Here is a 25,093-nt window from a genome sequence, read left to right as displayed (position 1 = left end):
TAAATCGAAAGATGACGTATAAGGCCTGACACCTGCCCGGTGCTGGAAGGTTAAGGGGGGATGTTAGCCGCAAGGCGAAGCATTGAACTGAAGCCCCAGTAAACGGCGGCCGTAACTATAACGGTCCTAAGGTAGCGAAATTCCTTGTCGGGTAAGTTCCGACCTGCACGAATGGTGTAACGATCTGGGCACTGTCTCAGCCGTGAGCTCGGTGAAATTGTAGTAACGGTGAAGATGCCGTTTACCCGCAACGGGACGGAAAGACCCCATGAACCTTTACTATAGCTTAGCATTGAGTTTTGGTACTGGATGTGTAGGATAGGTGGGAGGCTGTGAGCCGGTGTCGCTAGGCATCGGGGAGCCAACGTTGAAATACCACCCTTCTTGTACTGGAATTCTAATCCCCAAAGGGGAGACATTGCTTGGTGGGTAGTTTGACTGGGGTGGTCGCCTCCAAAAGAGTAACGGAGGCTTTCAAAGGTTCCCTCAGCACGCTTGGTAACCGTGCGTAGAGTGCAATAGCAAAAGGGAGCTTGACTGTGAGACCGACAAGTCGATCAGGTACGAAAGTAGGATATAGTGATCCGGTGGTTTAGTATGGAACAGCCATCGCTCAAAGGATAAAAGGTACTCTGGGGATAACAGGCTGATCTCCCCCAAGAGCTCACATCGACGGGGAGGTTTGGCACCTCGATGTCGGCTCGTCACATCCTGGGGCTGGAGAAGGTCCCAAGGGTTCGGCTGTTCGCCGATTAAAGTGGCACGCGAGCTGGGTTCAGAACGTCGTGAGACAGTTCGGTCCCTATCTGTTGTGGGCGTAGGAATATTGACAGGTTCTGACTTTAGTACGAGAGGACCGAGTTGGACTGACCGCTGGTATATCAGTTGTTCTGCCAAGGGCATAGCTGAGTAGCCACGTCGGGACCAGATAAGCGCTGAAAGCATCTAAGTGCGAAACTGACCTGAAGATGAGTATTCCATGAAGGGCCCGTGTAGACGACACGGTCGATAGGCTACAGATGTAAAGACAGTAATGTCAAAGTCGAGTAGTACTAATTACCCGAAAGCTTACCTTTTATTAATTTACACCCTGCTGTTTATTTTATCTCACAATATGGAAAAAGGCTATGACCTTGTAAAAAGTATGGAGCCGATAGGACGGGTGTTCACCTCTTCCCATCTCGAACAGAGAAGTTAAGCCCCGCACCGCTGATGATACTGGGATCAAACCCGGGAAAGTAAGTAAGCTCCAAGTTATTATCAAAAGACCGCCTCGTAAGAGAGCGGTTTTTTTTTGACCTATAGTCATCAGTCACTAGTCATCAGTCACTAGTCGCTAGTCGGCAGTCGGCAGTCCGGAGGGAAATAGTCCGGAGTCCGAAGGGAAAACTGTCACTAGTCGTCAGTGGTCAGTGATTAGTCGCTAGTCACTAGTCGCAGAAGATAATCTAGAGGATAAACTCTTACCTCTTACCTCTTAATTCTTTACTCTTAGTTCTAAACCAGTCACTAGTCGTCAGTCGCTAGCAATTTGTCTAGATAGTTTACCTCTTAGTTCTTCACTCTTAATTCTTCACTCTTAGTTCTTATCTTTCTATCTATCGTTCTAAGTAATTCAACTTCCTTTAACTACTTTTTAGTAGTAATGAAAAAAGACGCGAAGTATCGCGTCTCTACATTTAAATATCCAACAACTTAACTCTTAGTTCTTACCTCATATTCGAAGTATCGTGTCTCTATAGTCAAGGTCCAATGTCTAACGTCTAATGTCCAACGTCTAACGTCTAATGTCTAATGTCCAATGTCTAATTTCTTCACTCTTAATTCTTACCTCTAAACTTCCTACCTATTACACCCCCTACAAACCCCTTGAATCAATAAATTACTCTCCTGCTTAATGAAATGTTCCGGTAAAATAATCTGAGGAATATGAACAGTTTCTAAACATGTCGTCTGCCCACATTGGGTACACTTGAAGTGTACATGATCATGTTGATGATGATGATTGGAATCATGATGACAAGTTTCCTGGCACAATGCATATTTTATGCCGCCTTGGTCATCTAATACTTTATGCAATAATCCACTTGCTAAAAATGATTTGAGCGTTCTATAGATAGTAACTCGATCAAATTGACTCGATAAGGCCTGCTCAATATCTCCTTGACTCAAGGCATAACCTGCTTGTTGGAATGCAGCGAGTACGGCTTGCCGACTGCCCGTCGACCGCAACCCAAATTGATCCAATTTTATTTCTGGTTTTGCTGCCATAGCTATGCCTGCAAATGTTCTGTTTGTAATGTTACCATATTCCGGTAAACACCATTTTTGATCTTCATCAAAGTTTCATGATTCCCCTGCTCTAATATCTTTCCTTCTTCCATCACAATGATTTGATCTGCCGAACGAATCGTCGATAATCGGTGCGCAATAATCAAACTCGTCCGATTCTTCATCAATTCCTCCAAGGCCGATTGCACCCATTTTTCTGATTCCGAATCCAACGCACTTGTCGCCTCATCTAATATTAAAAACTTCGGATCACGTAATATCGCTCTTGCAATTGCTATTCGTTGGCGCTGGCCTCCCGATAATTTTACTCCGCGTTCTCCGACCATCGTATCCCACTTCTCCGGGAATGACTCAATAAATTCTTTGGCAAATGCCTGCTCTGCTGCAAATTCAATTTCTTCTTGACTTGCTCCCGGCTTGCCATATGTTATGTTCTCACGAATAGTTCCTCCAAACAACAAGACTTCTTGGGGTACTAAGGCCAACATGTCCCTCCAGTCGCTTACGGAATATTCCTGAATGTTCCGACCGTTTAATTTGATCTGTCCTGCATTGGGTTCATAAAAACGCATCATCAATTGGGCCAAGGTGGATTTACCCGTACCTGATGTACCTACAATCGCAATCTTTTGGCCAGGCTCAATATCAATTGAAATGCCTTTCAAGATTTCCACGGTTGGCCTGCTAGGATATGAAAAGTGCAGATCTTCGATGCTAATCTTACCAAATTCAATCGCCTTAGAAGACGTTTGGCTAACTAAATCAATCTCAGACGGATCTTGCAAAATCTCCAAAATTCGATCCGACGATCCAATCGTCTTCTGTAATTGTGCATAGATATCACCCAAACCTCCAACTGACCCACCTATGAAAGCCGTGTAAAAGATAAAGGTCAATAAATCTGCCAATATCATATCGCCCTGCGCCACCAATGCCGCACCATACCATACAACTCCCACAATCCCTCCAAACAAGGCAAAAATGACAAAGCTCACAAAGGCTCCTCGCATCGTTGCGGCCTTTAATGCGGCCTCAATCACGCGATTTAACGAGCTCGTATAGCGATTGACTTCATAGGATTCATTTGTGAATGATTTAACCGCCTGAATCGATTGAAACGTTTCCTCTACAATGATATTCGTCGCCGCCAATTCATCTTGCGATTTCTTTGATATTTTCCGGATGAACTTCCCAAATACAATCGCCGCCACTACGAGTAACGGGAAAGTGGCCAACATAAATAACGTCAACTTCCAAGATAAATATGTGATCAACGCAATTCCTCCTACGAGTGTAAATACTTGTCGGAAGAACTCTGCCAATGTAATCGATAAGACATCCTGTAGTTGCGTAATGTCAGACGTGATCCGACTCATCAATTCCCCCACGCGCCGTTTTTCAAAATGAAAAATAGGCATCGTGATAATTTTGGCATATAATGTTTTGCGCACATCCCGCATGGCTTTTTCAGATACCTGCGCAAAAGTGTAAATACGTAAAAAGGATAAAATCGCTTGAATGATTAATACCGCGAAAAAGAATAGCGTGACTTCATTGATGTGGTAATTCGATTTACCCTCAATGACCTTTGTCATTTGGCCAATTAATAAGGGAAAACTCATCGTCGTCAAGTTTGACAACAATAAAAACACCATCCCCGTAATGAAGGTCCACTTGTATGGAATGACAAATTGGAAAATTTTCAAAGCTTTTTTCAAACCTTGCTTGTCCACTTTTACCTTATCCTTTGGTTCAGGCCCTGAACCAAAACTCTCATGTCTTTTTGCCATTGGTTTTATTCTTTGTCCGGCTCACCTCGATAGCCCGACTTTAGAAATAAAGAGTTATAGTCGGGGTCTGTCATTAACTTAGTAAGCGTTACTTTAGGATTTTGTTTCCAATATTGGTCTACAATGCGCCATCCTAACCATCTGCCAATGGATCCTGGACAAGCCGGACCTATTTCAGGGGTTTTGGGACGCTCTCCCAAGTATTTATTTTTTGTTAATTCTTCTTGATTGAACAACAGTTTTTTGTCGATGAAATGTTCCCAAACTTCCTTTTGGAATGCATTTGTCTCAGCTAATTCTTGTGTCGTATAGCCAAATAATAACGAATCAGCTAATTCAGGCAATATCTTCTTCGTAAACACGAAACCCTTTCCATACCAAATCATATCACTTAACAAGGTATGGTCTTCCTCGTTTTGACGATTGACAAAGGCCGAATATTGTAAGATTACTTGTCCAACCAATGCCTGAGGTTCCAAGCGGCGTAATTGATAATCATATACGCCTGGAGGAAGGTATAAACCTTTTTTGCCCATGAAAAAATCTAGACCGATGACGATTAAGCTGTCGGAAACTTGTAAATGTTGGGCCGTGAATTCACCCCCAACGCCTCCAAAACCCGAGAATACCGTACGAATTTTAGGGGTTTTTAATCCTGGGAATTCCTGCTGAATGCGCTCAAATGCCAAACGTAATTCTTTCTCTAAACGATCTCCCCCGAAAAATGCCGAATCTTGGCTCTGCTTGTAAAAAGCCTTTAAGGAGGGGTTTTGATACAATTGGTATAAGTCGCGCGCTAAAAATGGAGTCTTTTCGGGCGGACAACTGAAGTAGCCTATCCCAATTTCCGGATGCTTCTTCAGGATGGAATCAATTGCCTCAGCGGAGTTGGCCTCCGCTAATGTCCGGTCCAATCGTTGCATGTCCCATTTGATTTTGGGTGCGCTTTTTTCTTTGTCAGATTTACTACACTGCCAAAAAAACAAAGCCAAGAAGACGATTAGTACCCTTTTCATTATCCCAATCGAGCTAATAATTCCTGCAAGGATTTGATTTTATTTTCCGCATCTGAAAGCTTTTGGCGCTCTCGCTCCACTAAATCCGCCTTCGCATTTTGGACGAATTTTTCATTTGCTAATTTGGCCTCTACCGACTTTTTGAAACCTAATAGATATTCCAATTCCTTCGCTGATTCCGCTTTAAGGACCTCTGGATCTTCATCGTTTGCCATTGGAACAAAGAATTGGTCCGACTTCACCACAAAGGTTTGAGCGTCTACGATCGGTTCGTTTATAAACGTGATTGATTCTAAATTCGCTAATTTCTGCATGATCGCCTCCACTGCTGTATAGGCTGTTGGTTGATCCGACTTAATGCAAAGTGGCAAAGCTAACTTTGGGGACAATTGTTTCGAGTTACGAATCTCACGTACCTTTGTCACTACCTCGAACATCGCATCAAATTGCGCAATTAATGCGTCATTGACAGCGCCAGCTTTTGGAAATTCAGCCGTACAAATTGTAGCTTTTTCAGCACGCGTATCAATTGCCTGCCAAATTTCTTCTGTGATAAATGGCATATATGGATGCATCAAGCGCATCAAGGAATCGAACAATCCCAAGGCCGCATCTAAGGTATCCGCATGAATCGGACTTTGATAAGCCGGCTTAATAATTTCCAAGTATTTGCCACAGAAATCATCCCAAACCAAATTATAAATGCTCAACAAGGCATCTGAAATTCGGAACTTGCTAAAGTGATCTTGAACTTCTGTGATGGTCTGGTTTAATTTAGATTCAAACCAAACTGTTGCTAACACATGTTCTGGTAATGATGTTCCAGGAACTACTTCTAAACCTTTTAACAAGCGGAACGCATTCCAAATTTTGTTTGAGAAATTACGTCCTTGTTCACATAACTTATCATCAAATAATAAGTCATTGCCAGCTGGTGCTGAAAATAATAATCCCGAACGTACACCATCTGCGCCAAATCGCTCAATTAATTCCAATGGATCAGGAGAGTTCCCCAATGATTTGGACATCTTACGACCTTGCTTATCACGTACAATTCCGGTCAAATACACATTCTTAAATGGCAATTCATCACGCCACTCATATCCAGCCATGATCATACGTGCTACCCAGAAGAATAAAATATCGGGTCCCGTAACTAAATCATTGGTTGGGTAATAATAATTAATTTCCTCATTATCCGGATTTTCAATGCCATCAAATACCGAAATAGGCCATAACCAAGACGAGAACCACGTATCCAATACATCCGGATCTTGTGTTAAATCATCTTCCACCAAGGCAAATAACTGATACTTATCGCGTGCAATTCGCAAGGCTTCTTGCTTATCTCTCGCCACAATTACCGTGCCATCTTCCATGTAGAACGCTGGGATTTGTTGGCCCCACCACAACTGACGCGAAATACACCAGTCGCGAACATTTTCCATCCAAGAACGATAGGTATTCTTAAACTTAGCCGGGTGCAATTGAATAGTATCATTCATGACATTGTCTAAAGCAGGCTTGGCCAACTCTTCCATTTTCATGAACCATTGCAATGACAATTTCGGTTCGATCACCGCACCTGTTCGCTCAGAAGTACCAACGGTCGATTTGTATTCATCTGTTTTGACTAAATAACCTTCCTCGGTTAATTGCTTCACAATGCGTTTACGCGCTTCAAAACGATCAACGCCTACAAATAAAATGGCTTTTTCATTCAAGGTGCCATCGTCATTTAAAATGTCGATCACCGGCAATTTGTGTTTTAAGCCTAATTCGTAGTCATTTAAATCGTGAGCAGGTGTTACTTTTAAACAACCTGTTCCAAAATCCAAGGTCACATATTCATCAGGGATGATGCTGATTTCACGGTCAATCAAAGGTATACGAACCTTTTTTCCATGTAAATGTAGATAGCGCTCATCCGCAGGATTCACGCAAATCGCTGCATCAGCCATGATCGTTTCCGGTCGGGTCGTGGCGATAGTCACAAATCCAGAACCATCTACGAGTGGATATTGGATGTGGAATAATTTGGCCTGAACATCTTTGTAGATTACTTCTTCGTCCGACAAAGCTGTTTTTCCTTGCGGATCCCAGTTCACCATGCGCACACCGCGATAAATTAATCCTTTGTTGTACAAACGAACAAAGGTGTCAATCACCGCTTGATATAAGGAAGGTTCCATCGTGAAACGAGTACGATCCCAATCACATGAAGCACCTAATTTCTTTAATTGATCGAGAATAATTCCGCCGTATTTGTCCTTCCATTCGAAGGCATGTTTCAGGAATTCCTCGCGTGTAATGTCTTTTTTCTCAATGCCTTTTTCCTTCAACATCGCTACTACTTTCGCTTCTGTAGCGATTGAAGCGTGGTCAGTACCCGGAACCCAGCACGCCTCTTTCCCCTCCATGCGAGCTTTACGAATCAGCACGTCTTGGATGGTATTGTTGAGCATGTGGCCCATGTGCAATACGCCCGTCACATTGGGTGGAGGGATGACGATGGAATAAGCCTCCTTGTTGGGATTTGGTTTAGAAGCAAAGACCTTTTGCTCTAACCAATAGGCGTACCATTTCTGTTCAATTTCCTGCGGGGCGTAATTCTTGTCAATCATAAAAGCGTATGAGTATTTATAGCCTACAAAGATAATTGATTTCAGTCAAAGGAGCGGGTGGATTATTAAAACAATTCGCTGTAATTTTGGTTAAAATCCAAAATGCAAATAATGGGAATTCTACTTTGGTTGGGGACATTTTTAGGAATGGAAGGCGTCGCTTGGTTTACGCACAAATACATCATGCATGGAATTATGTGGAACTGGCACGAATCCCATCATGTGCATCACAAAAATGCCTTGGAAAAAAATGATTTGTTCTCCGTGGTTTTTGGGATTTCCTCCACGCTAACTATCATTGTGGGCGCAGAAATCCCGGAATACTGGCCCTTGTTTTACATCGGCCTCGGCATTGCGACGTATGGAATATTTTATTTCATCTTTCACGACATTATTGTGCACCGACGAATTAAAATCAAATACAAAGCGGGATCGGCTTACATGAAACGTATCATGAAGGCACATTATGTGCATCATGAGGTACATACAAAAAAAGGCGCAGAGGCTTTTGGTTTCCTCTACGCCCCTAAAAAATATCAATAGTTCTATTGAACGAAACCTACGCCGACTGTCGAGTTAGAGAATTCATCAATTAAAATAAATGCTCCGTTCGAAGGATTGTTGGCGTACACATCAGCACTAATCGGCTGCGCAGTACGTAAGGCAATACGACCGATTTCGTTTAGTTTCAAGGAATCGACACCTTCTGTGGCTGTTTGTGCAACGACATCTAAGCGCTCGGTAATTTGAGAAATCTTCGCTTTGGTGATGTTGATGCCGTGTTGCAACAAATAGGTTTTTCCAGGAGTAAGGGCTTGGTGATCAAGCCAACAAACCTGCGCGGAAAAATCTTTTAACTGCGGAGCGTTCGCTTCCGACGCAAGCACAATCGTGTTGCCGCGTGAAATGTCTATGTCGGTAGACAAGGTAATCACCACCGAATCTCCAGCTTTTGCTTCCGATAATTTATCTTCGAACTTTTCGATCGTCGCTATCGTACTTTCTTGGCCTGTTGGCAATACTCGAATCGCATCACCCACACGGAAAGTCCCTGAACTTATTTTACCTGCATAACCACGGAAATCATGATAGGCCTCCGTCATGGGACGTACGACAAATTGAACTGGGAATCGAGCGGGAGCGTGTGCCAATGTCTCCGCATATTCAAAAGCTTCCAATTCACCTAGCAGGGTATTGCCTGTAAACCAAGGCATTTGCTCTGCTTTCTTTGTGATGTTTTGCCCATAAAGTGACGAGATAGGTAAGAAGCTAATTTCTTGTCCTTCAAAAGTTGTTTGTTTAACGAGTTCCGTCAGGCTCGCTTTGATTTCTTCAAAAGTAGATTCTTGGTATTGAACCAAGTCCATTTTGTTGACACAAATGATCACTTTGGGAATGCGCAACATGGCTGCGATCGATAAGTGACGAGCCGTTTGTTCGACCATTCCTTGGCGAGCATCCACTAAAATCAAGGAAACTTTCGCATTGGATGCGCCTGTAACCATGTTTCGGGTGTATTCTACGTGACCTGGGGTATCCGCAATGATGTATTTGCGGCTAGGGGTAGAAAAATAGATGTGGGCAACGTCGATGGTAATTCCTTGTTCACGTTCTGCGATAAGGCCATCAGTCAAAAGGGATAGGTCTAGGAAGTCCAATCCTTTGCGTTTCGAAGCTGTTTCAAGTGCTTCAATTTTATCTTTGGTAATCGAATTTGTCTCGTATAATAAGCGACCGATCAAGGTACTTTTTCCGTCATCTACGGAACCGGCTGTTGCTATGCGTAATATATCCATTGTCTTTCTTCGCTTGATTAAAAATACCCTTGTTGTTTCCGTTTTTCCATGGCAGCTTCGGAGCGTTTATCGTCGATACGCGCACCCCGTTCCGAAATTTCTGCGGATAAAATCTCTTCGATGATTACATCGATTTCCGTCGCTTCGGATGCAACAGCAGCTGTACATGTCATGTCACCCACCGTGCGGAAACGGACAGTTGCCTCAAATGGTATTTCATCAGCCTCTTTGTTCAAGTGTTCTGAATCCGCCCAAAGCATGCCATCACGCTCAATAACTTGGCGTTTGTGCGAGAAATAGATGGATGGAATTTCCATGTTTTCCTCTTTGATGTAGTTCCAAACGTCTAATTCTGTCCAATTGGAAATAGGGAAAACACGGACATTTTCGCCTACGGCAATGCGGCCGTTCAACATATCAAATAATTCTGGGCGTTGGCGTTTCGCATCCCATTGACCAAAGTCATCACGAACCGAGAAGATACGCTCTTTGGCACGGGCTTTTTCCTCATCCCGACGAGCCCCTCCGATGCAGGCATCGAATTTAAATTCCTCGATCGTGTCTAACAAAGTCACGGTTTGCAAGACATTGCGAGAAGCATATTTACCGGATTCCTCTTTCGCTTTCCCCTGATCAATCGAATCTTGGACATAACGAACGATTAATTCTGCACCAGTTTCTTTGGCTAACCTATCTCTAAACTCAATGGTCTCCGGGAAATTATGTCCCGTATCAATGTGCACGAGTGGGAAAGGGATTTTACCTGGATAGAAGGCTTTTTGGGCCAAACGTACTAAGGTAATGGAATCTTTTCCACCGGAAAATAACAAAGCTGGACGCTCGAATTGAGCCGCCACTTCGCGCATGATGTAAATGGATTCGTCCTCCAACTGGCGAGGAAAATGTCCGATTTTATCGTTTAACTTATTCATATTCTGGTATTAGGCGTGTAAACCGCATTCTTTTTGTGAATTTTCCCACCACCAACGGCCCGCACGGGGATGTTCTCCTTCCGCGATTGCACGCGTACAAGGGGCGCAACCAATGGAAATGAAGCCTTTTTTATGTAAAGGGTTCTGGGGTACTTTATATTCAGCTAAATAATTTTCTAAGGTCTCAAACGACCAATCAATTAATGGATTGATCTTATATAAGTTCTTCTGAGCATCCCATTCGATTATCGGCATGTCAGCGCGATTATCTGATTGCTCAGCACGTAATCCCGTAATCCAAACATCCGCTCCTTGTAATGCACGATTCAAGGGCTCGATCTTCCGGATAAAGCAACATTCTTTCCGATTTTCTACTGAACTGTAAAAGGAATTAAAGCCTTTCGTTTCAACAAGTTTTTCAACAGCTGAAGTTTGTGGAAAGTAGGTTTTCAGATTGAAGCCCAACTTCTTTACGGTTAAATCGATGAGTTCGTAGGACTCCTGAAATTGTCGGCCTGTATCCAAAGTGAAAATTTCGATTGCCAGTTTTTGGGATGCAATCGCATGGGTGATGGCTTGGTCTTCTTGCCCAAATGAGGTAGAGAAGACTATTTTTTTGCCCGCAAAAAGCGTTGTAATTTGCTGCATGCGTTCCAATAAGGAAAGCGTCTCAAGCGATTTTTCGAAATTTTCTGGAATCATTTTGACGAAATTTTCACAAAGATATATAAAGTCTATTGAATTGCTATACTAAGTAAAAAAATAAACGGATTTGTTTGAAAACTTTTTAATTTAGTTGGGGTTTATAAGCTATGCGTACAGGAAACGAAATTTTGTTGGATCAAGCCACCGGTGACGAGGAAGAAATGCAGTTGGATTTGCGAAATCTAAAGCATTTGGTACGTCATGGGGAAGGCCAACGGCTGGAGTTTAAAATGAAAGTCAAATTTCCTGAAAAGATTATCAAGGAGTTGGTCGCCTTTGCAAATTCAGATGGCGGGCATCTGTTCGTGGGTGTCTCAGATGATGGGCAGATTGAAGGATCAAAGTTTGTGGATGAAGATGAATTTTTGTTAGAAAAGGCTATATCTCAGTATTGTTTTCCTGCATTTACCTATCACGTTTATCGAATTGCATTAGAAAATGGGCGGTCTGTATTAGTTTATCGGGTATTTGAGAGCATCGATAAACCGCATTTTGTCCAATTGGAAACGGATCCGATTCCGGTTTGTTATGTTCGTGTCAAAGACCGAACGATTAAGGCAAGCAAAGAGATGAAGCAAATATTGCGTCGGGAAAACGAAGAAGGACTTTCCTTTGCCTATGGAGATGCGGAGCGCTGGTTGATGGAATATCTTCGGTCAAATGAGCAGATTACTTTGGCCGACTTTGCGCTGAAATGCCAGTTACCTTCGTGGTTGGCCTCTCGGAAATTGGTATTACTTGTGTTAAGTCGAGTCTTAAAAATAGAGCCTGGCGAAAATCAGGATCATTATTCCTTACGATGAAAAAATGGCTTTTATTTTTAGCGATTATTCCTTTTGGCTGCTCCAAAGTTGCGAACGATCCCGGTGTTACTCCAACACCGCAAGCGGCTACAGTATCTTCCTTTGACTTATTGCAGGATAAATTGTTGACGCCCAGTTGTGCGAGTTCCGGTTGTCATTTGTCAATGAACGATGTGAGTTTTGCCCAACATGGTTTGGTCTTAACGAAAGGGAACGCTTATGCAAACTTGGTAGGTGTTGCCTCAGTCAATCCTGTTGCGTTGAAAAATTCGGTCATCCGCGTTCGGAAATTTGCTTCTAGTGAGAGTTTGTTGTTTCATAAGCTCAATTGGGATTTAAGTCATCATGGGTTGGTGAGTTACGGCGCCCCAATGCCTTTAGGCGGGAAGCCGATTTCAAAAGGTCAATTAGCCTTTGTTCAGAAATGGATTGACGCCGGTGCTCCATCTGTGGGAACAGTCGCAGATGCAAGTCTATTAGATGATACCACCCCAAGTTTCGTTGAGTCGGCGAATTTCATTCCTTTACCTAGTCCTGCAGAAGAAGGGAAATCTGGCATTCAATTAAAAGTGGACAGATTTGTGGTTCCCCCCAATTTCGAACGCGAATTGTTTGTTCGTCGGCCACTGAACAATACCGCACCCGTTTATGTCGCTCGGATCAAATTGAAATCACGGGCCAACAGCCATCACATGGTATTGTACGATTTTCGATCAAAAACCTTGTTGCCCAACACAGATGAAGTTCGTGATTTAAGAAATTTAGACAACTCTTTAAATATTGCTACGGTAATTCAGATGTCTAATCACATATTTTTGGGTGGCGGTACGGATCCTAATTCCGACTATAGTTTTCCGGCGGGAATGGCTTTGCAATTACCTGCAAATGCCTCGATAGATTTGAATCCACATTACTTTAATAAAACGACGGATAATTTGTATGGCGAAAATTATGTGAATTTGTATACGGTTCCTGCCGACCAGGTTAAGCAGATTGTCAAAATGATTGATTTCAATGTGACGAGTTTTACGTTGCCTGCGAATCAAACAACTACGATAACGCGTGATTTTAAATTTGATAAAGCCGTTGCGATTGTTTCCTTAACCTCACATTACCACGCCAGAGGTAAATTATTCCAGATTAAGATTAAAGGCGGTGCGCGCGATGGCGAGGTTATCTACGAAAATGCAGATTGGGCTCATCCGAAGGTTATCAATTACGATACCCCTATTTTATTGCAAGCGGGCGAAGGGCTTACTTCCGTTGCCACATATGTGAATGATACAAATAAAGACCTAGGTTTTGGCCTTACTTCCGAGGACGAAATGGATATCATTTTTGGCTATTATTATGAGCGTTAATTCACATGGTTTCAGGCTTTTGGTGAAAAGTTTTCGAAAGCTATTTGATATCTAAAACATTGAATTATATTTGCCTCCACTTCTTGAAATATTTCAAGAAATTACACCAAAATAGTACAATTTTCTGCAATTTTTGCATTCTAACCATAAACGATTCTGCTTGGATAGATTTTTACTCCCCTAGGTTATAATGGAACACAAACACAAGAATAAAATGACGGCTGCCGGCCTTTTGGTAGCCATGGGAATCATTTACGGGGATATCGGAACTTCTCCGCTATACGTGATGCAAGCCATCATTGGCGACAATCCCATTAATGAATTAACGGTATTAGGTGGCTTGTCCTGTATTTTCTGGACATTGACACTTCAAACAACCTTGAAATACGTTATTTTAATTTTACGAGCTGATAACAAGGGTGAAGGAGGAATCTTTGCCCTTTTTGCTTTAGTTCGTCGGCATGCCAAATGGTTAACCCTACCCGCAATTATCGGTGGCGCAACCTTGTTGGCCGATGGAATTATTACACCACCTATCTCTGTTTCCTCAGCTGTAGAAGGGCTTCGCATGTTGCATCATTCAGATGGCCGACCGTTTGTTACGGATACAGTTCCTTTGGTGATCATGATTTTAACGGGTCTGTTTTTGTTTCAAATCTTGGGTACTAAGATTGTAGGAAAGTTTTTTGGCCCAGTCATGTTAGCTTGGTTTTCTATGTTGGCTTTAACAGGCTTGTTAGGCATCGAAAATGATTGGACGATTTTACGTGCTGTCAATCCGACGTATGCATGGGATTTGTTAACGACGCATCAAGCTGGAACCGCCGGATTCTGGAGTTTAGGAGCTGTTTTCCTTTGTACGACTGGAGCTGAAGCTTTGTATTCAGATTTAGGTCATTGCGGCCGCGAGAATATTCGCGTATCCTGGATGTTTGTCAAAGTCGCATTGTTGCTGCAATATTTTGGCCAAGGGGCTTGGTTGTTGTCGCAAAATGGGGCATTGTTAGGCGTTAAAAAACCTATTTTTGAATTGTTGAAATCTGAATTAGGTGTTCAGTTTTTATTCTCAGGCATTATGCTTGCAACCTTGGCAGCCGTTATTGCTTCGCAAGCCTTGATTTCAGGTTCCTTTACTTTGATTTCGGAAGCAATCCGCTTGAACTTTTGGCCACGCGTTCGCTTGATTTATCCTTCGGATCAAAAAGGTCAGTTGTACGTTCCTTCCATTAATCTATTGCTTTGGATGGGTTGTGTTGGCGTCGTTTTGTGGTTCCGTGAATCAGCGAACATGGAAGCAGCCTATGGTTTAGCCATTACGATGACCATGTTGATGACTACATCATTAATGGCTTATTATTTACATATCAAGAAAATCGATATGTGGTGGATTTTACTCTTCCTAGTCGTTTATGTTTCGTTAGAGGGGGCGTTTTTAGTCGCCAACTTGCAGAAATTCTGGCATGGAGGTTATGTGTCACTCTTTATTGCGGGTGTCATTGTACTGTTGATGTGGGTTTGGTTCCGTGCGACGCGTATCAAAAAGAAATTAACGGAGTATGAGAAATTGGCTGATTACATTGAGCCATTGAAGGAGTTGAGTAAGGATGAAACGATTCCGAAATATGCGACCCATTTGGTATTTATGTCGAATGCTGCACGCGTGACGGATATTGAATCGAAGATTATTTATTCCATTTTCCAACGCCGTCCGAAGAAGGCAGATATCTATTGGTTCGTGCATGTGGATACGATGGATGATCCCTATACCATGGATTATAAGGTGACTGTGATTGAGCCGGATGATATCATCAAGGTGAATTTCAAATTGGGATTCCGAGTGGAGCAACGCATCAACTTGTATTTCCGTAAGGTTGTAGAAGAAATGGTAGCACGCGGAGAAGTGGATATTACCTCTCGTTATAAGTCATTGAATGAGCAAAATGTGATTGGTGATTTCCGATTCGTCGTTTTGGAGAAATTCTTGTCTTATGATAATGAAATGCCATTATTGGATCGTTTGGTGATGAAAGCTCACTTCTTTGTGAAGCAGTTTACCCATTCTGAGGACAAGTATTTTGGCCTAGATAGTGATGCAGTTAAATTGGAAAAAGTGCCTTTAATTATCAAACCGATTACTAAATGTACGCTTAGACGTATCGACTAATATGGCTACGATATTTACCAAAATTGTGAATCGCGAGATTCCTTGTCACTTAATCGCAGAAGACGATCGTTTCATGGCATTCTTGGATGTTATGCCGCTTGTGGAGGGTCATGTGTTAGTAATACCCAAACAAGAGGTTGATTACATTTTCGATTTGGAACCTGAATTATTGGGGGACTTGATGAAGTTTGCCCAAAAGGTCGCACCCGCCATCAAAAAAGCTATTCCTTGTAAGCGGGTGGGTGTTGCCGTGATTGGATTGGAAGTACCCCATGCACATGTGCATTTAGTGCCGATGAACCGCATGTTGGACATCAATTTTTCGCAAGAAAAACTGAAGCCAAGTCAAGAATCTTTGGCCGCTACGGCTGAGAAAATTCGGTCTTATTTACTTTAAGAAACCTTTGAGTTTATTCATTTCCACTTGTGGATTCGCCTTCTGATAAACGATGTTGTAAACAGCTTCGATAATCGGAAGGTGAATATTGTGTTGGCGCGAAATCGAATAAATACTTCGTACGGCATAATAACCTTCCGCAATCATATTCATTTCGATTTGAGCAGATTTGACGGAATATCCCCGACCAATCATATTTCCGAAGGTTCTATTCCGAGAGAATTGCGAATAGGCTGTTACAAGTAAATCGCCTAAATAACCCGAACTGTTCAAGTCACGATTCGTTTCTGGATAAACCGCATCAAGGAAGATTTTGATTTCTTGCATGGCATTGCTCACCAATACAGCCTGGAAGTTATCTCCAAAACCCAAGCCGCGTGTAATACCACAAGCCATGGCGATGATGTTTTTGATAACAGCGCAATACTCTACGCCATATAAATCTTCTATCGCATGCGCTTGCAAGAAACGGCTGTTTAATAAGTTTGAGAAGGATTGCGCAACCGCCAAAGATGGAGATGCGATAGTCAAATAGGATTGTTTTTCTAATGCAACTTCTTCCGCATGGCAAGGTCCTGCAATTACACAGGTCTGGCTGATGGGTACATTAAATGCTTTTTCCATCCAGTCGGTGACCAATAAATTCTCCTCCGGAATCATCCCCTTAATCGCTGAAACGATTTTCTTTCCCTCAAAATGTTTACTGTTGAGGTCCTTCAATGTCTCAGGAATAAATGCTGCCGGTACGGCTAAGATGATGTATTCGACGCCGGATAGGGCCTCTGACATCTTGCTATAGGTCTTTACTTTGCGGGGATTGATGGCCACATCCGTTAAGTAACTAGGATTGTGATTGTATTTACGTATGAAGTCAACGTCTGATTTCCGGCGAATCCACCACTTGATTTTTACCTGATTTTCGGATAAAATTTTAACAAGTGCTGTTGCCCAGCTACCTCCACCAATCACGGCAACCTGTGTGGGAATCTTCTTTTTTAATTCTTCTAATTGACTCATAGCCGTAAAATTACCTATTAAATTAAAAATTAGCTGAAACAATCAGAAATTTTGCCGAATTTGTTTTCGCATTGGTTAATGCCCATGCAAAAATCTAAACCTATGAAAAAACTATTTGCTATCCTACTATTAGGAGCTAGCTTTCTTAGCTATGCTCAAAAATCAAATCAAGCGCTTCCTGAACATCCCCGGCCCGATTTAATGCGGACCCAATGGTTGAATTTAAATGGATCTTGGGATTTTACGTTTGATTCTACGTTTACTATTCCTTCCAAATTCGCTTATAAAATTCAAGTTCCATTTCCATGGGGTTCTAAACTTTCTGGTGTGAAGGACGAAGCCGATGTGGCTTGGTATCACCGGACATTTCAAGTGCCGGCTACTTGGGGGGCAAAACGTGTATTCTTAAATATCGGTGCATCAGATTGGCATACTTCGGTATATGTGAATGGTCAATTTGTGGGGGAACATAAGGGCGGATATACCCCGTTTGATTTCGATGTGACTACATTTATGAAGCCAGGTCAAGCTCAGCGAGTGGATATTCGTGTCGATGATAAACGTCGGATGTTTACTTTATATGGAAAACAAGGCTATGGAAATGCGCGTGGACTTTGGCAGACCGTTTATTTAGATGCACGTGGTTCAGATTACATCGATCATTATGCTGTTTATCCCGATATAGATAAGGGTTCGGTTCTTATCAAAGCTTATTTGGGGAGTGAGGCCTCGAAAGATACGCGGGTGAGTCTCAAGCTTTCGAATGGACAATCAGCTGCTGCACTTGTGAAAAAGGGTTCGTCTGTTGCGGAACTCTCATTACAATTGAATAAAGCACATTTATGGTCTTTGGAAGATCCTTATTTGTATGATTTGACGTTAGGATTAGGGTCGGATGAAGTGCATGGCTATTTTGGGATGCGGAAGATTTCGGTGACGCCACTTCCTAGATCAAAAATTCCCTACATCGCCTTGAATAATAAGCCCATTTATGTGCAATTAGCCCTGGATCAAAGTTATCATCCGGATGGATTTTATACTTTTCCTTCCGATGCATTTATGAAGGATGAGATCATTCGGAGTAAGCGAATTGGTTTGAATGGGATTCGTACACACATCAAAGTGGATATTCCACGTAAATTGTATTGGGCTGACAAATTGGGATTATTGGTCATGTCGGATTTACCAAATTCTTGGGGAGAGCCAGATGCAGATATGCAGCGGGAGTCGGAATATACCTTGCGAGAGATGTTGAAGCGTGATTTCAATCACCCAGCGATTTTTTCTTGGATAACCTTTAATGAGACCTGGGGTTTGTTTACGCATATTGATAAGAAGTCGGTTTATACACCTGAAACTCAAAAGTGGGTGGCATCGGTTTATCGTTTGGCCAAATCGTTGGATCCAACGCGTTTGGTAGAAGATAATTCAGTTTGCTGCGGCCGTGGGCATACGGAGACGGATATTCAGTCATGGCATGCGTATCAGGCGGGGTATGAGTGGGATAAATTGATGGATGATCAGTCGAAAAATTTATTTCCAGGAAGCCAATGGAATTTTGAAAAAGGATATGTGCAAGGGGCCCAACCGATGATTAATTCGGAATTTGGGAATGTTTGGGGATATCAAGGAAGCACGGGCGATGTAGATTATACGTTTGATTATCACAAGGCGATGAATTCATTTCGAAATCATCCGAAGATGGCGGGATGGTTGTACACGGAGCATCACGATGTGATTAATGAGTGGAATGGATATTATAAGTTTGACCGTACGGAGAAAGAAACGGGTTTAAGTGCTATTGTTCCTGGTATGACCTTGAAGGATTTGCATGGACCTTATTATGTGTCTACTGGGCAAGAAATTACTTGGGCTGGGAAAGCGGGTCAAACGGTAAAAATACCTTTGCATTTGTCTTCCATGACCGATTTGTCGGGTGATTTACGCTTAAAAATTTCATTTGCTGGTATTACGGCATGGGGTGAAAAGCAAGCGCATTGGACCAAAGAATTGCCATTAAAATTTGCGCCTTGGGATGTGAAAGCCTTGGATTCTTTGGCTGTGGTTCTGCCCAAAGATAAGTCGGTGAATACCCTGACTTTTGTCTTAACGAATGCGGCAGGTAAGGTGCTCCACCGTAACTTTGCGCATATCATCGTGGAAGAAGGAAATTTGAAACCATCGAATCCTAAATTGGAATTTGTTTCGGTTCCCGTAGAGCGCTTTAGCTCCGCGCAATTTCCAGAGAAGCAATGGTCAGGGGTTTTAGGGCATAAAGTGAATGGGGCAGGAGCAGGTTATTTTGAATATGAATTTCCTATTTCAGGGGCTGATATAGCCGAGGTTCGTTTTATGGTGGAGGCGTCTGCCAAACCTATTTTAGGTAAAGATCGTTCAGATGCAGGGAAAATGGATGGGGATTATATGCTTGGCAAAGGTACTTTTGATCCGGGCGTGAATCCGAATGCTTATCCGCAAACGGATGCTTATGCTTCTCCGGCAAATTTACGTATTTCCGTTAATGGTGTAAATGCATTCGAAACAGTGCTGGCGGATGACCCTGCAGATCACCAAGGAATCTTATCATGGCATTATCAAGCACGAAATAATAAATTGGATGAAGCGGGAACCTATGGCTATTTAGTGCAAGGCCTAATTCCTCCAGCTGCATGGCAGGCTGCTTTAAAAACAGGAAAATTGGTGCTTCGTTTTGAATCGACTCGGGGTGGCTTGGCGCTTTATGGGGATCAATCGGGGCGTTACGTAACAGATCCGAGTATCTTGATTCTGCGTAAGTAAGATTATCAATTTCTTGAACTTTTTTCCCACTACCTTTGCCAAACCTTGGAGGATTGGCAAAGGTGAGGGAGAGGATTTAATTTAACTTCCAGTTCTTCACGTGATACAATTCCGATTTTTTCGTTCCTGTCTCCGTGAATTTAGCTTGATTAATCGTAATGTCTTTCGCTTCAATCACGCGATATCCTTGCATACTTTCGATATCCAAATTACTCAACTGAATATGGTGAATCGGCATTTCGGGTAAGCCGCGGATTAATAAACCTGTTTCAGCCCCTTTCGCTACCACATTATCGACAAAAATGTTTTTAAACTGTGGTGTGCCCTCATTCACCGGCAATAATTCGATTTTGGGTGTTTCTCCGCCATTTCCAAACGTCGCCACCGGATCCTTGCCTTGGTAATACATGTCGTAGAGAATCGCCTCCCCAGCAATGTTTTTCATGGAAATATCACGGATGAATATGTTTTCCACGATTCCACCCCGACCGCGGGCTGTCTTAAATCGTAGACCCACATCCGTCCCTAGAAACTGGCAATTACGGACAAATAAGTCATGTACGCCGCCCGACATTTCACTTCCCACAACAACACCCCCATGTCCATGAAATACGACACAGTTTTCAATTAAAATATGTGCACTGGGTCTTCCTCGTTTCCGACCTTCCGCATCTTTCCCAGATTTGATGCAAATTCCATCATCTCCCACATCGAAACGCGAATTGCGTACCGAAACAAATTCACAAGATTCGATATCAATGCCATCCCCATTTTGGGCAAACCATGGATTTTTTACCGTGATGTTTTCAACCGTTAAATGCTTGCAAAGTAAAGGATGAATATTCCATGCTGGGGAATTTTGAAAGGTAACGCCTTCCAATAAAACCTGTTCACATTCCCGTAAACTGATCATGTTCGGACGAACAAATTCCTTGATTTCTTCTGTATTCAACTCCGTAAATCCGGCAGCGACCACCCCTGGTTGGTCCAAGGTGGAAGCTTTCAATGCACCTGCCGATGGATACCATGTCTCTTTTTTCGGATCTAAAACGCCCCCTGAACGAACTAGTTTCTCCCATTCACCCGCAGTTAATTTTCCTTTTTTAACCGGACGCCAAGCTTCCCCAGCGCCATCAATGATGCCTTGTCCCGTAATGGCAATATTACGCGCACCCAAAGCTGAAATGGGCGATTGTGCACGAATGGCATCTACGCCTTCCCAATTCGTCCGAATCAAGGGGTAATCTTTCGGATTATTACTGAATTGCAAAACCGCACCTTGAGCCAAATGTAAATTCACATGGGACAAAATTCGCACGGGTCCGCTAATCCAAAATCCTGCCGGGATTAGTACCACGCCGCCACCTTGCTCATTCGCAACTTGAATGGCTTGTTGGATCGCACTTGTATTCAAAAGTCCAATAGAACTTTTAGCGCCATATTGTACGATATTAAACGTGTCTTTTTTAAATGCCGTACCTGCCACATTCGGTAATTCAAAGGCGTATTTTTGTGTAAAATCGGATTTTTTCAGAAAGCTTTTTAAATGCTCCGTCGAGTTATTTAGTGCATCAGCCACCAAATTAGCCATGCGTGTTGCCCCATAAGGCGAGAAATGCGTATCATCAGCTACGCCTTTCATGAATTTCTTAAAAATGCCAACGGGATAATGAAGGAATAGTTTTTTAGCTCCTTCGGGGCCCTCCTGTTGAATGATCGCTTTGCTCGCTTTTTCGACATCGATCAACATCACCTTTTCCTGTGCAGCTACTTCGCGAACGACATTAGGGTAGTCGGCATGCTGATCCACAAACACGCCCGTCGAATCAAATTTACGACGCTGTGTTGGGGTTAATAAAATAGGCGTTGCCCCAGCCGCACGCGTCTCTTTCACATAACGAATCAAGTTTGCACGGAAATCCGTTTGAGCGGGTGCAAAGCGAGATGTATCACTTGCTTTGGCATCGTTATGGCCAAATTGAATAAATACATAATCCCCTTTTTTTAATTGGGATTGCACCTTCGCCCAGCGACCTTCGCGGCGGAAACTTTTGGTGCTCCGACCATTATATGCATGGTTTTGAACCTCGACTGCCTCATTGAACAATTTGGCAAATGGCATACCCCAACCGGTTTCAGGAAAATCTGCGGGGATTTTGTCGGCCATCGTAGAATCGCCAATTAAAAATACGCGAAGTGGTTCGGTAGCCGAGAAGCTGAAGAGTAAAAATGTGCTGATGATCAGCGCAAAACGAAGTCTCATAAGGTCATAATTTGACCTTAAAAGCAATTAATTCGCCTGATTTACTGAAGATTTAGCGATTAATCGCCACCGAACTCAAAATCGTCTGAATGATTTGCAAACTCGTGATGTTATCTGCCTCAGCCTCATAAGTCAAAATAATCCGGTGGTTTAACACATCCGGAGTCATTTCTTTGATGTCTTCTGGCAAAACATAATCACGGCCCGCTAAGTAAGCCATTACTTTGGCCGCTAGATTTAAATGAATACTTGCGCGTGGTGATGCTCCAAATTGAATGTAATCCGCTTCCTTCGTTAAGCCATAGTCCGCTGGATTACGCGTCGCAAAAATCAATTCAATGATGTAGCGTTCCAAGGTTTCCGAAATCGTGATTTCATTAATCTCTTTGCGAATCGCCTGAATGTCCTTCAAACTCAAAATGGCCTTTGGCACATAGTTGAAGTCCATATTCGACATCTTACGCATCACCTCAAGCTCTTGTTCTTTATCTAAGTAATTTAAGAAAACCTTCAGCATAAAGCGGTCTACTTGTGCTTCCGGCAATGGAAATGTTCCTTCTTGCTCCACCGGATTTTGTGTCGCCAATACCAAAAATGGCTTGTCCAAAGGATAGGTTGTTTCGCCGATCGTCACTTGTTTTTCAGCCATGGCCTCCAACAAAGCCGATTGCACTTTTGCCGGGGCACGGTTAATCTCATCCGCCAAAATAATTTGTGCGAAAATAGGCCCTTTTTTTACTTCAAATTCGTTTTTTAAGGGATTGTAAATCATCGTTCCCACCAAGTCGGAAGGAAGTAAATCCGGTGTAAATTGAATCCGTTGGAAATGCAAATCCAAGATTTTGGCAAGTGTATTGATTGTCAATGTTTTGGCTAAACCTGGAACACCTTCTAATAGGACGTGCCCTCCGGTAAAAAGGCCAACAAGCAAACGGTTGATGAGGCGTTCTTGACCAACCACCACCTTGCCCATTTCATCAATGACTGCTTGAATTTTTTCTCTCGAATTCATATTACCATTTTTTAAAAATCACGATGACCGCCAGGATAATTAATCCAAAGCCGACGAAGTGATTCCAAGCTAATTTTTCGGACTTAACGACGAAAATAAGAAAAAGTGTGAACACTATCAGGGATAATGCTTCTTGAATCGTTTTCAATTCAAAGAAAGTAAACGGACCTCCGTTTGCTTTAAATCCTAATTTATTGGCGGGTACTTGCAAGACATATTCAAAGAACGCAAGTCCCCAACTGAAAAATATGATACTCCAAATCCCTGCATGTTTCAGCCACGATGTTTCCTTCCATTGCAAATGACCATACCAAGCGATGGTCATAAACAAGTTCGAAAGGGCCAATAAGATGATCGTAATCAATCCTCTCATCTATTGTAATTTCTTGTAACGAATACGTTTCGGTGTCGCGTCGCCTAAACGTTTTTTACGTGCTTCCTCGTATTCTGAATAGTTTCCTTCAAAATAAGTCACCTGCGAATCGCCTTCAAATGCCAAAATATGCGTAGCAATACGATCCAAGAACCATCTGTCGTGGGAAATAACCACAGCACATCCCGCAAAATTTTCAAGTCCTTCTTCTAATGCTCGCAATGTATTAACATCCAAGTCATTGGTTGGCTCATCCAGCAACAACACATTCGCACCTTCCTTCAGCATCATCGCTAAGTGAACGCGGTTACGCTCCCCTCCAGATAAATTGCCAATTTTCTTCTCTTGATCTGCTCCGTTGAAGTTGAATTTACTCACATAAGCGCGTGCATTCGATTGCTTACCTCCTAACATGATCCAATCGTTCCCTTCGGCAATGGTTTCGTAGACCGACTTCTCCGCAATTAATTGATTGTGCTCCTGATCTACATAGGCCAACTTCACCGTTTCACCCACCTCAAAACTGCCAGAATCCGGCTGTAATTGGCCCGTAATTAATTTAAACATCGTTGTTTTACCGGCACCGTTTGGCCCAATGATTCCTACGATACCTGCTGGAGGTAATGAAAAGCTTACGTTTTCATACAATAATTTATCGCCAAAGGATTTAGAAACACCTTGAACTTCGATTACCTTATTTCCCAAACGAGGACCTGCCGGTATGAATAATTCTAATTTGTCTTCTTTCTGGCGATTCTCTTCGGATAATAATTTCTCGTAAGCGCCGATACGTGCTTTGGACTTGGCTTGGCGTGCTTTGGGAGCCATACGAACCCATTCCAACTCGCGTTGTAAGGTTTTTTGACGACGTGATTCTGTCTTCTCTTCTTGTGCTAAACGATTTTGTTTTTGCTCTAACCAAGATGAGTAATTTCCTTTCCAAGGAATTCCCTCGCCACGATCTAATTCTAAAATCCATCCTGCCACGTTATCCAAGAAATAACGATCGTGAGTTACAGCAATAACTGTTCCTTTGTATTGGCGTAAATGTTGTTCTAACCAATCCACAGATTCCGCATCCAAGTGGTTGGTCGGCTCATCAAGCAATAAAACATCTGGCTCCTGTAACAACAAGCGGCAAAGTGCCACGCGACGTTTTTCTCCTCCTGAGAGCGTGCTAACAAGTGCATCAGAATCCGGACAACGCAAGGCGTCCATGGCTTTTTCCAAGCGTGTATCTAATTCCCACGCGTTGCAATGGTCAAGTTTTTCTTGTACTTCCCCTTGGCGGGCTAATAATTTATCGAAATCGGCATCCGGATCTGCAAAAGCCTCATTGATTTCATCAAACTCTTTTAACAAGTTTTTGATTTCCACCACAGCTTCTTCCACAACTTCCAGAACCGTTTTATTGGGATCTAATTGTGGTTCTTGTTCAAGCAAGCCAACACTGTAGCCGGGAGACCAAACAACATCACCCGTGTAGGATTTATCTAGTCCCGCGATGATACGAAGTAAGGTCGACTTACCAGATCCATTGAGACCTAATACCCCGATTTTAGCCCCGTAAAAGAAGGAAAGATAGATGTTTTTAATAATCGTTTTCTGTGGTGGGATGACTTTGGAAACCCGTTCCATCGAAAAGATAATCGTCTCGTTACTCATGTTATTTGCTTAAAATTTGAAAAGAACCTGCAAAGAATGTGAAATTTGTGTAAAAAAATGAATTTCGGGGGTGGAATTCTTTAT

At 42.6% G+C, this 25,093-nt stretch carries 18 protein-coding genes and 2 rRNA genes (1 of these 20 cut by a window edge); 8 read left to right on the top strand and 12 right to left on the bottom strand.

The genetic code is table 11. From position 1 onward, the window contains the following. Together SKC38_RS12515 and rrf are read left to right on the top strand one after the other, a co-directional pair. Window positions 1-1,076, top strand: a 23S ribosomal RNA gene (locus SKC38_RS12515); it begins 1,791 nt to the left of the window's first position. A 67-nt stretch (window positions 1,077-1,143) separates the two neighbouring features. Continuing rightward, window positions 1,144-1,255, top strand: a 5S ribosomal RNA gene (rrf, locus tag SKC38_RS05260). Window positions 1,256-1,842: 587 nt separating this feature from the next. Here the strand turns inward: rrf and SKC38_RS05255 are convergent. From SKC38_RS05255 to SKC38_RS05240, 4 genes are read right to left on the bottom strand one after another with little or no spacing between them, the layout of a single operon-like run. Next, a complete protein-coding gene (locus SKC38_RS05255) occupies window positions 1,843-2,271 on the bottom strand; it encodes a Fur family transcriptional regulator (RefSeq protein ID WP_377975722.1) in 429 nt (142 codons plus the stop codon). A gap of 2 nt (window positions 2,272-2,273) precedes the next feature. After that, window positions 2,274-4,082, bottom strand: coding sequence for an ABC transporter ATP-binding protein (locus SKC38_RS05250; RefSeq protein WP_377975720.1), 1,809 nt, complete (start codon window positions 4,080-4,082; stop codon window positions 2,274-2,276). 5 nt (window positions 4,083-4,087) lie between these two features. Beyond that, the gene (locus tag SKC38_RS05245) at window positions 4,088-5,098 is read right to left on the bottom strand and encodes a gliding motility protein GldB-related protein (protein WP_377975718.1); all 1,011 of its coding nucleotides are present in this window, start codon (window positions 5,096-5,098) and stop codon (window positions 4,088-4,090) included. Further along, the gene (locus SKC38_RS05240) at window positions 5,098-7,722 is read right to left on the bottom strand and encodes a valine--tRNA ligase (protein WP_377975716.1); all 2,625 of its coding nucleotides are present in this window, start codon (window positions 7,720-7,722) and stop codon (window positions 5,098-5,100) included. The genes SKC38_RS05245 and SKC38_RS05240 overlap by 1 nt, the downstream gene beginning before the upstream one ends. Window positions 7,723-7,833: 111 nt before the next feature. Between SKC38_RS05240 and SKC38_RS05235 the strand changes: the two genes are divergently transcribed. Then, complete coding sequence (locus SKC38_RS05235; RefSeq protein WP_377975714.1) at window positions 7,834-8,265, top strand: sterol desaturase family protein; 432 nt, start codon at window positions 7,834-7,836, stop codon at window positions 8,263-8,265. Between the two features lie 2 nt (window positions 8,266-8,267). Here SKC38_RS05235 and SKC38_RS05230 read toward each other — a convergent pair whose 3' ends face one another. The 3 genes from SKC38_RS05230 to SKC38_RS05220 are packed head-to-tail and all read right to left on the bottom strand — an operon-like array spanning window position 8,268 to window position 11,152. After that, complete coding sequence (locus SKC38_RS05230) at window positions 8,268-9,518, bottom strand: sulfate adenylyltransferase subunit 1 (protein WP_377975712.1); 1,251 nt, start codon at window positions 9,516-9,518, stop codon at window positions 8,268-8,270. Window positions 9,519-9,535: 17 nt separating this feature from the next. After that, entirely contained in the window at window positions 9,536-10,450 is a 915-nt protein-coding gene (gene cysD, locus SKC38_RS05225; RefSeq protein ID WP_377975710.1) for a sulfate adenylyltransferase subunit CysD, read from the bottom strand. Between the two features lie 9 nt (window positions 10,451-10,459). Then, window positions 10,460-11,152 (bottom strand): phosphoadenylyl-sulfate reductase, encoded by a 693-nt coding sequence (locus tag SKC38_RS05220; protein WP_377975708.1) that lies wholly within the window; start codon window positions 11,150-11,152, stop codon window positions 10,460-10,462. 110 nt (window positions 11,153-11,262) lie between these two features. On the opposite strand from SKC38_RS05220, the gene SKC38_RS05215 reads away from it, so the two are divergent. The 4 genes from SKC38_RS05215 (at window position 11,263) to SKC38_RS05200 (ending at window position 15,880) form a co-directional block, all read left to right on the top strand. Beyond that, window positions 11,263-11,958: an AlbA family DNA-binding domain-containing protein gene (locus tag SKC38_RS05215; RefSeq protein WP_377975706.1), complete on the top strand. Its 696-nt coding sequence runs from the start codon at window positions 11,263-11,265 to the stop codon at window positions 11,956-11,958. Beyond that, window positions 11,955-13,319: a hypothetical protein gene (locus SKC38_RS05210; RefSeq protein ID WP_377975705.1), complete on the top strand. Its 1,365-nt coding sequence runs from the start codon at window positions 11,955-11,957 to the stop codon at window positions 13,317-13,319. Before SKC38_RS05215 ends, SKC38_RS05210 begins: the two co-directional genes overlap by 4 nt. Window positions 13,320-13,509: 190 nt before the next feature. Then, window positions 13,510-15,483, top strand: coding sequence for a KUP/HAK/KT family potassium transporter (locus tag SKC38_RS05205; RefSeq protein WP_377975703.1), 1,974 nt, complete (start codon window positions 13,510-13,512; stop codon window positions 15,481-15,483). Between the two features lies 1 nt (window position 15,484). Beyond that, window positions 15,485-15,880, top strand: a complete 396-nt coding sequence (locus SKC38_RS05200; RefSeq protein WP_377975702.1) for an HIT family protein — start codon at window positions 15,485-15,487, stop codon at window positions 15,878-15,880. Here the strand turns inward: SKC38_RS05200 and SKC38_RS05195 are convergent. Further along, entirely contained in the window at window positions 15,872-16,897 is a 1,026-nt protein-coding gene (locus tag SKC38_RS05195) for an NAD(P)H-dependent glycerol-3-phosphate dehydrogenase (RefSeq protein ID WP_315577421.1), read from the bottom strand. The two genes, SKC38_RS05200 and SKC38_RS05195, sit on opposite strands and share 9 nt — an antisense overlap. 102 nt (window positions 16,898-16,999) lie before the next feature. Between SKC38_RS05195 and SKC38_RS05190 the strand changes: the two genes are divergently transcribed. Continuing rightward, window positions 17,000-19,696 (top strand): glycoside hydrolase family 2 protein, encoded by a 2,697-nt coding sequence (locus SKC38_RS05190; RefSeq protein ID WP_377975700.1) that lies wholly within the window; start codon window positions 17,000-17,002, stop codon window positions 19,694-19,696. Between the two features lie 76 nt (window positions 19,697-19,772). Here SKC38_RS05190 and SKC38_RS05185 read toward each other — a convergent pair whose 3' ends face one another. From SKC38_RS05185 to ettA, 4 genes are read right to left on the bottom strand one after another with little or no spacing between them, the layout of a single operon-like run. After that, the gene (locus SKC38_RS05185) at window positions 19,773-21,959 is read right to left on the bottom strand and encodes a glycosyl hydrolase family 28 protein (RefSeq protein ID WP_377975698.1); all 2,187 of its coding nucleotides are present in this window, start codon (window positions 21,957-21,959) and stop codon (window positions 19,773-19,775) included. A gap of 52 nt (window positions 21,960-22,011) precedes the next feature. Then, on the bottom strand, window positions 22,012-22,971 hold the full coding sequence (locus SKC38_RS05180; protein ID WP_377975696.1) for an AAA family ATPase: 960 nt from the start codon (window positions 22,969-22,971) through the stop codon (window positions 22,012-22,014). Window position 22,972: 1 nt separating this feature from the next. Beyond that, a complete protein-coding gene (locus SKC38_RS05175; RefSeq protein WP_377975694.1) occupies window positions 22,973-23,344 on the bottom strand; it encodes a DMT family protein in 372 nt (123 codons plus the stop codon). Next, entirely contained in the window at window positions 23,345-25,009 is a 1,665-nt protein-coding gene (ettA, locus tag SKC38_RS05170; RefSeq protein WP_377975693.1) for an energy-dependent translational throttle protein EttA, read from the bottom strand. It abuts the gene before it with no gap. Window positions 25,010-25,093 lie beyond the last annotated feature (84 nt).

Source organism: Aquirufa echingensis, from assembly GCF_042714525.1.
Lineage (GTDB): Bacteria > Bacteroidota > Bacteroidia > Cytophagales > Spirosomataceae > Aquirufa > Aquirufa echingensis.
Note: the sequence above shows the minus strand (reverse complement) of the source record. Positions and strands in the feature narration are given on the sequence as shown.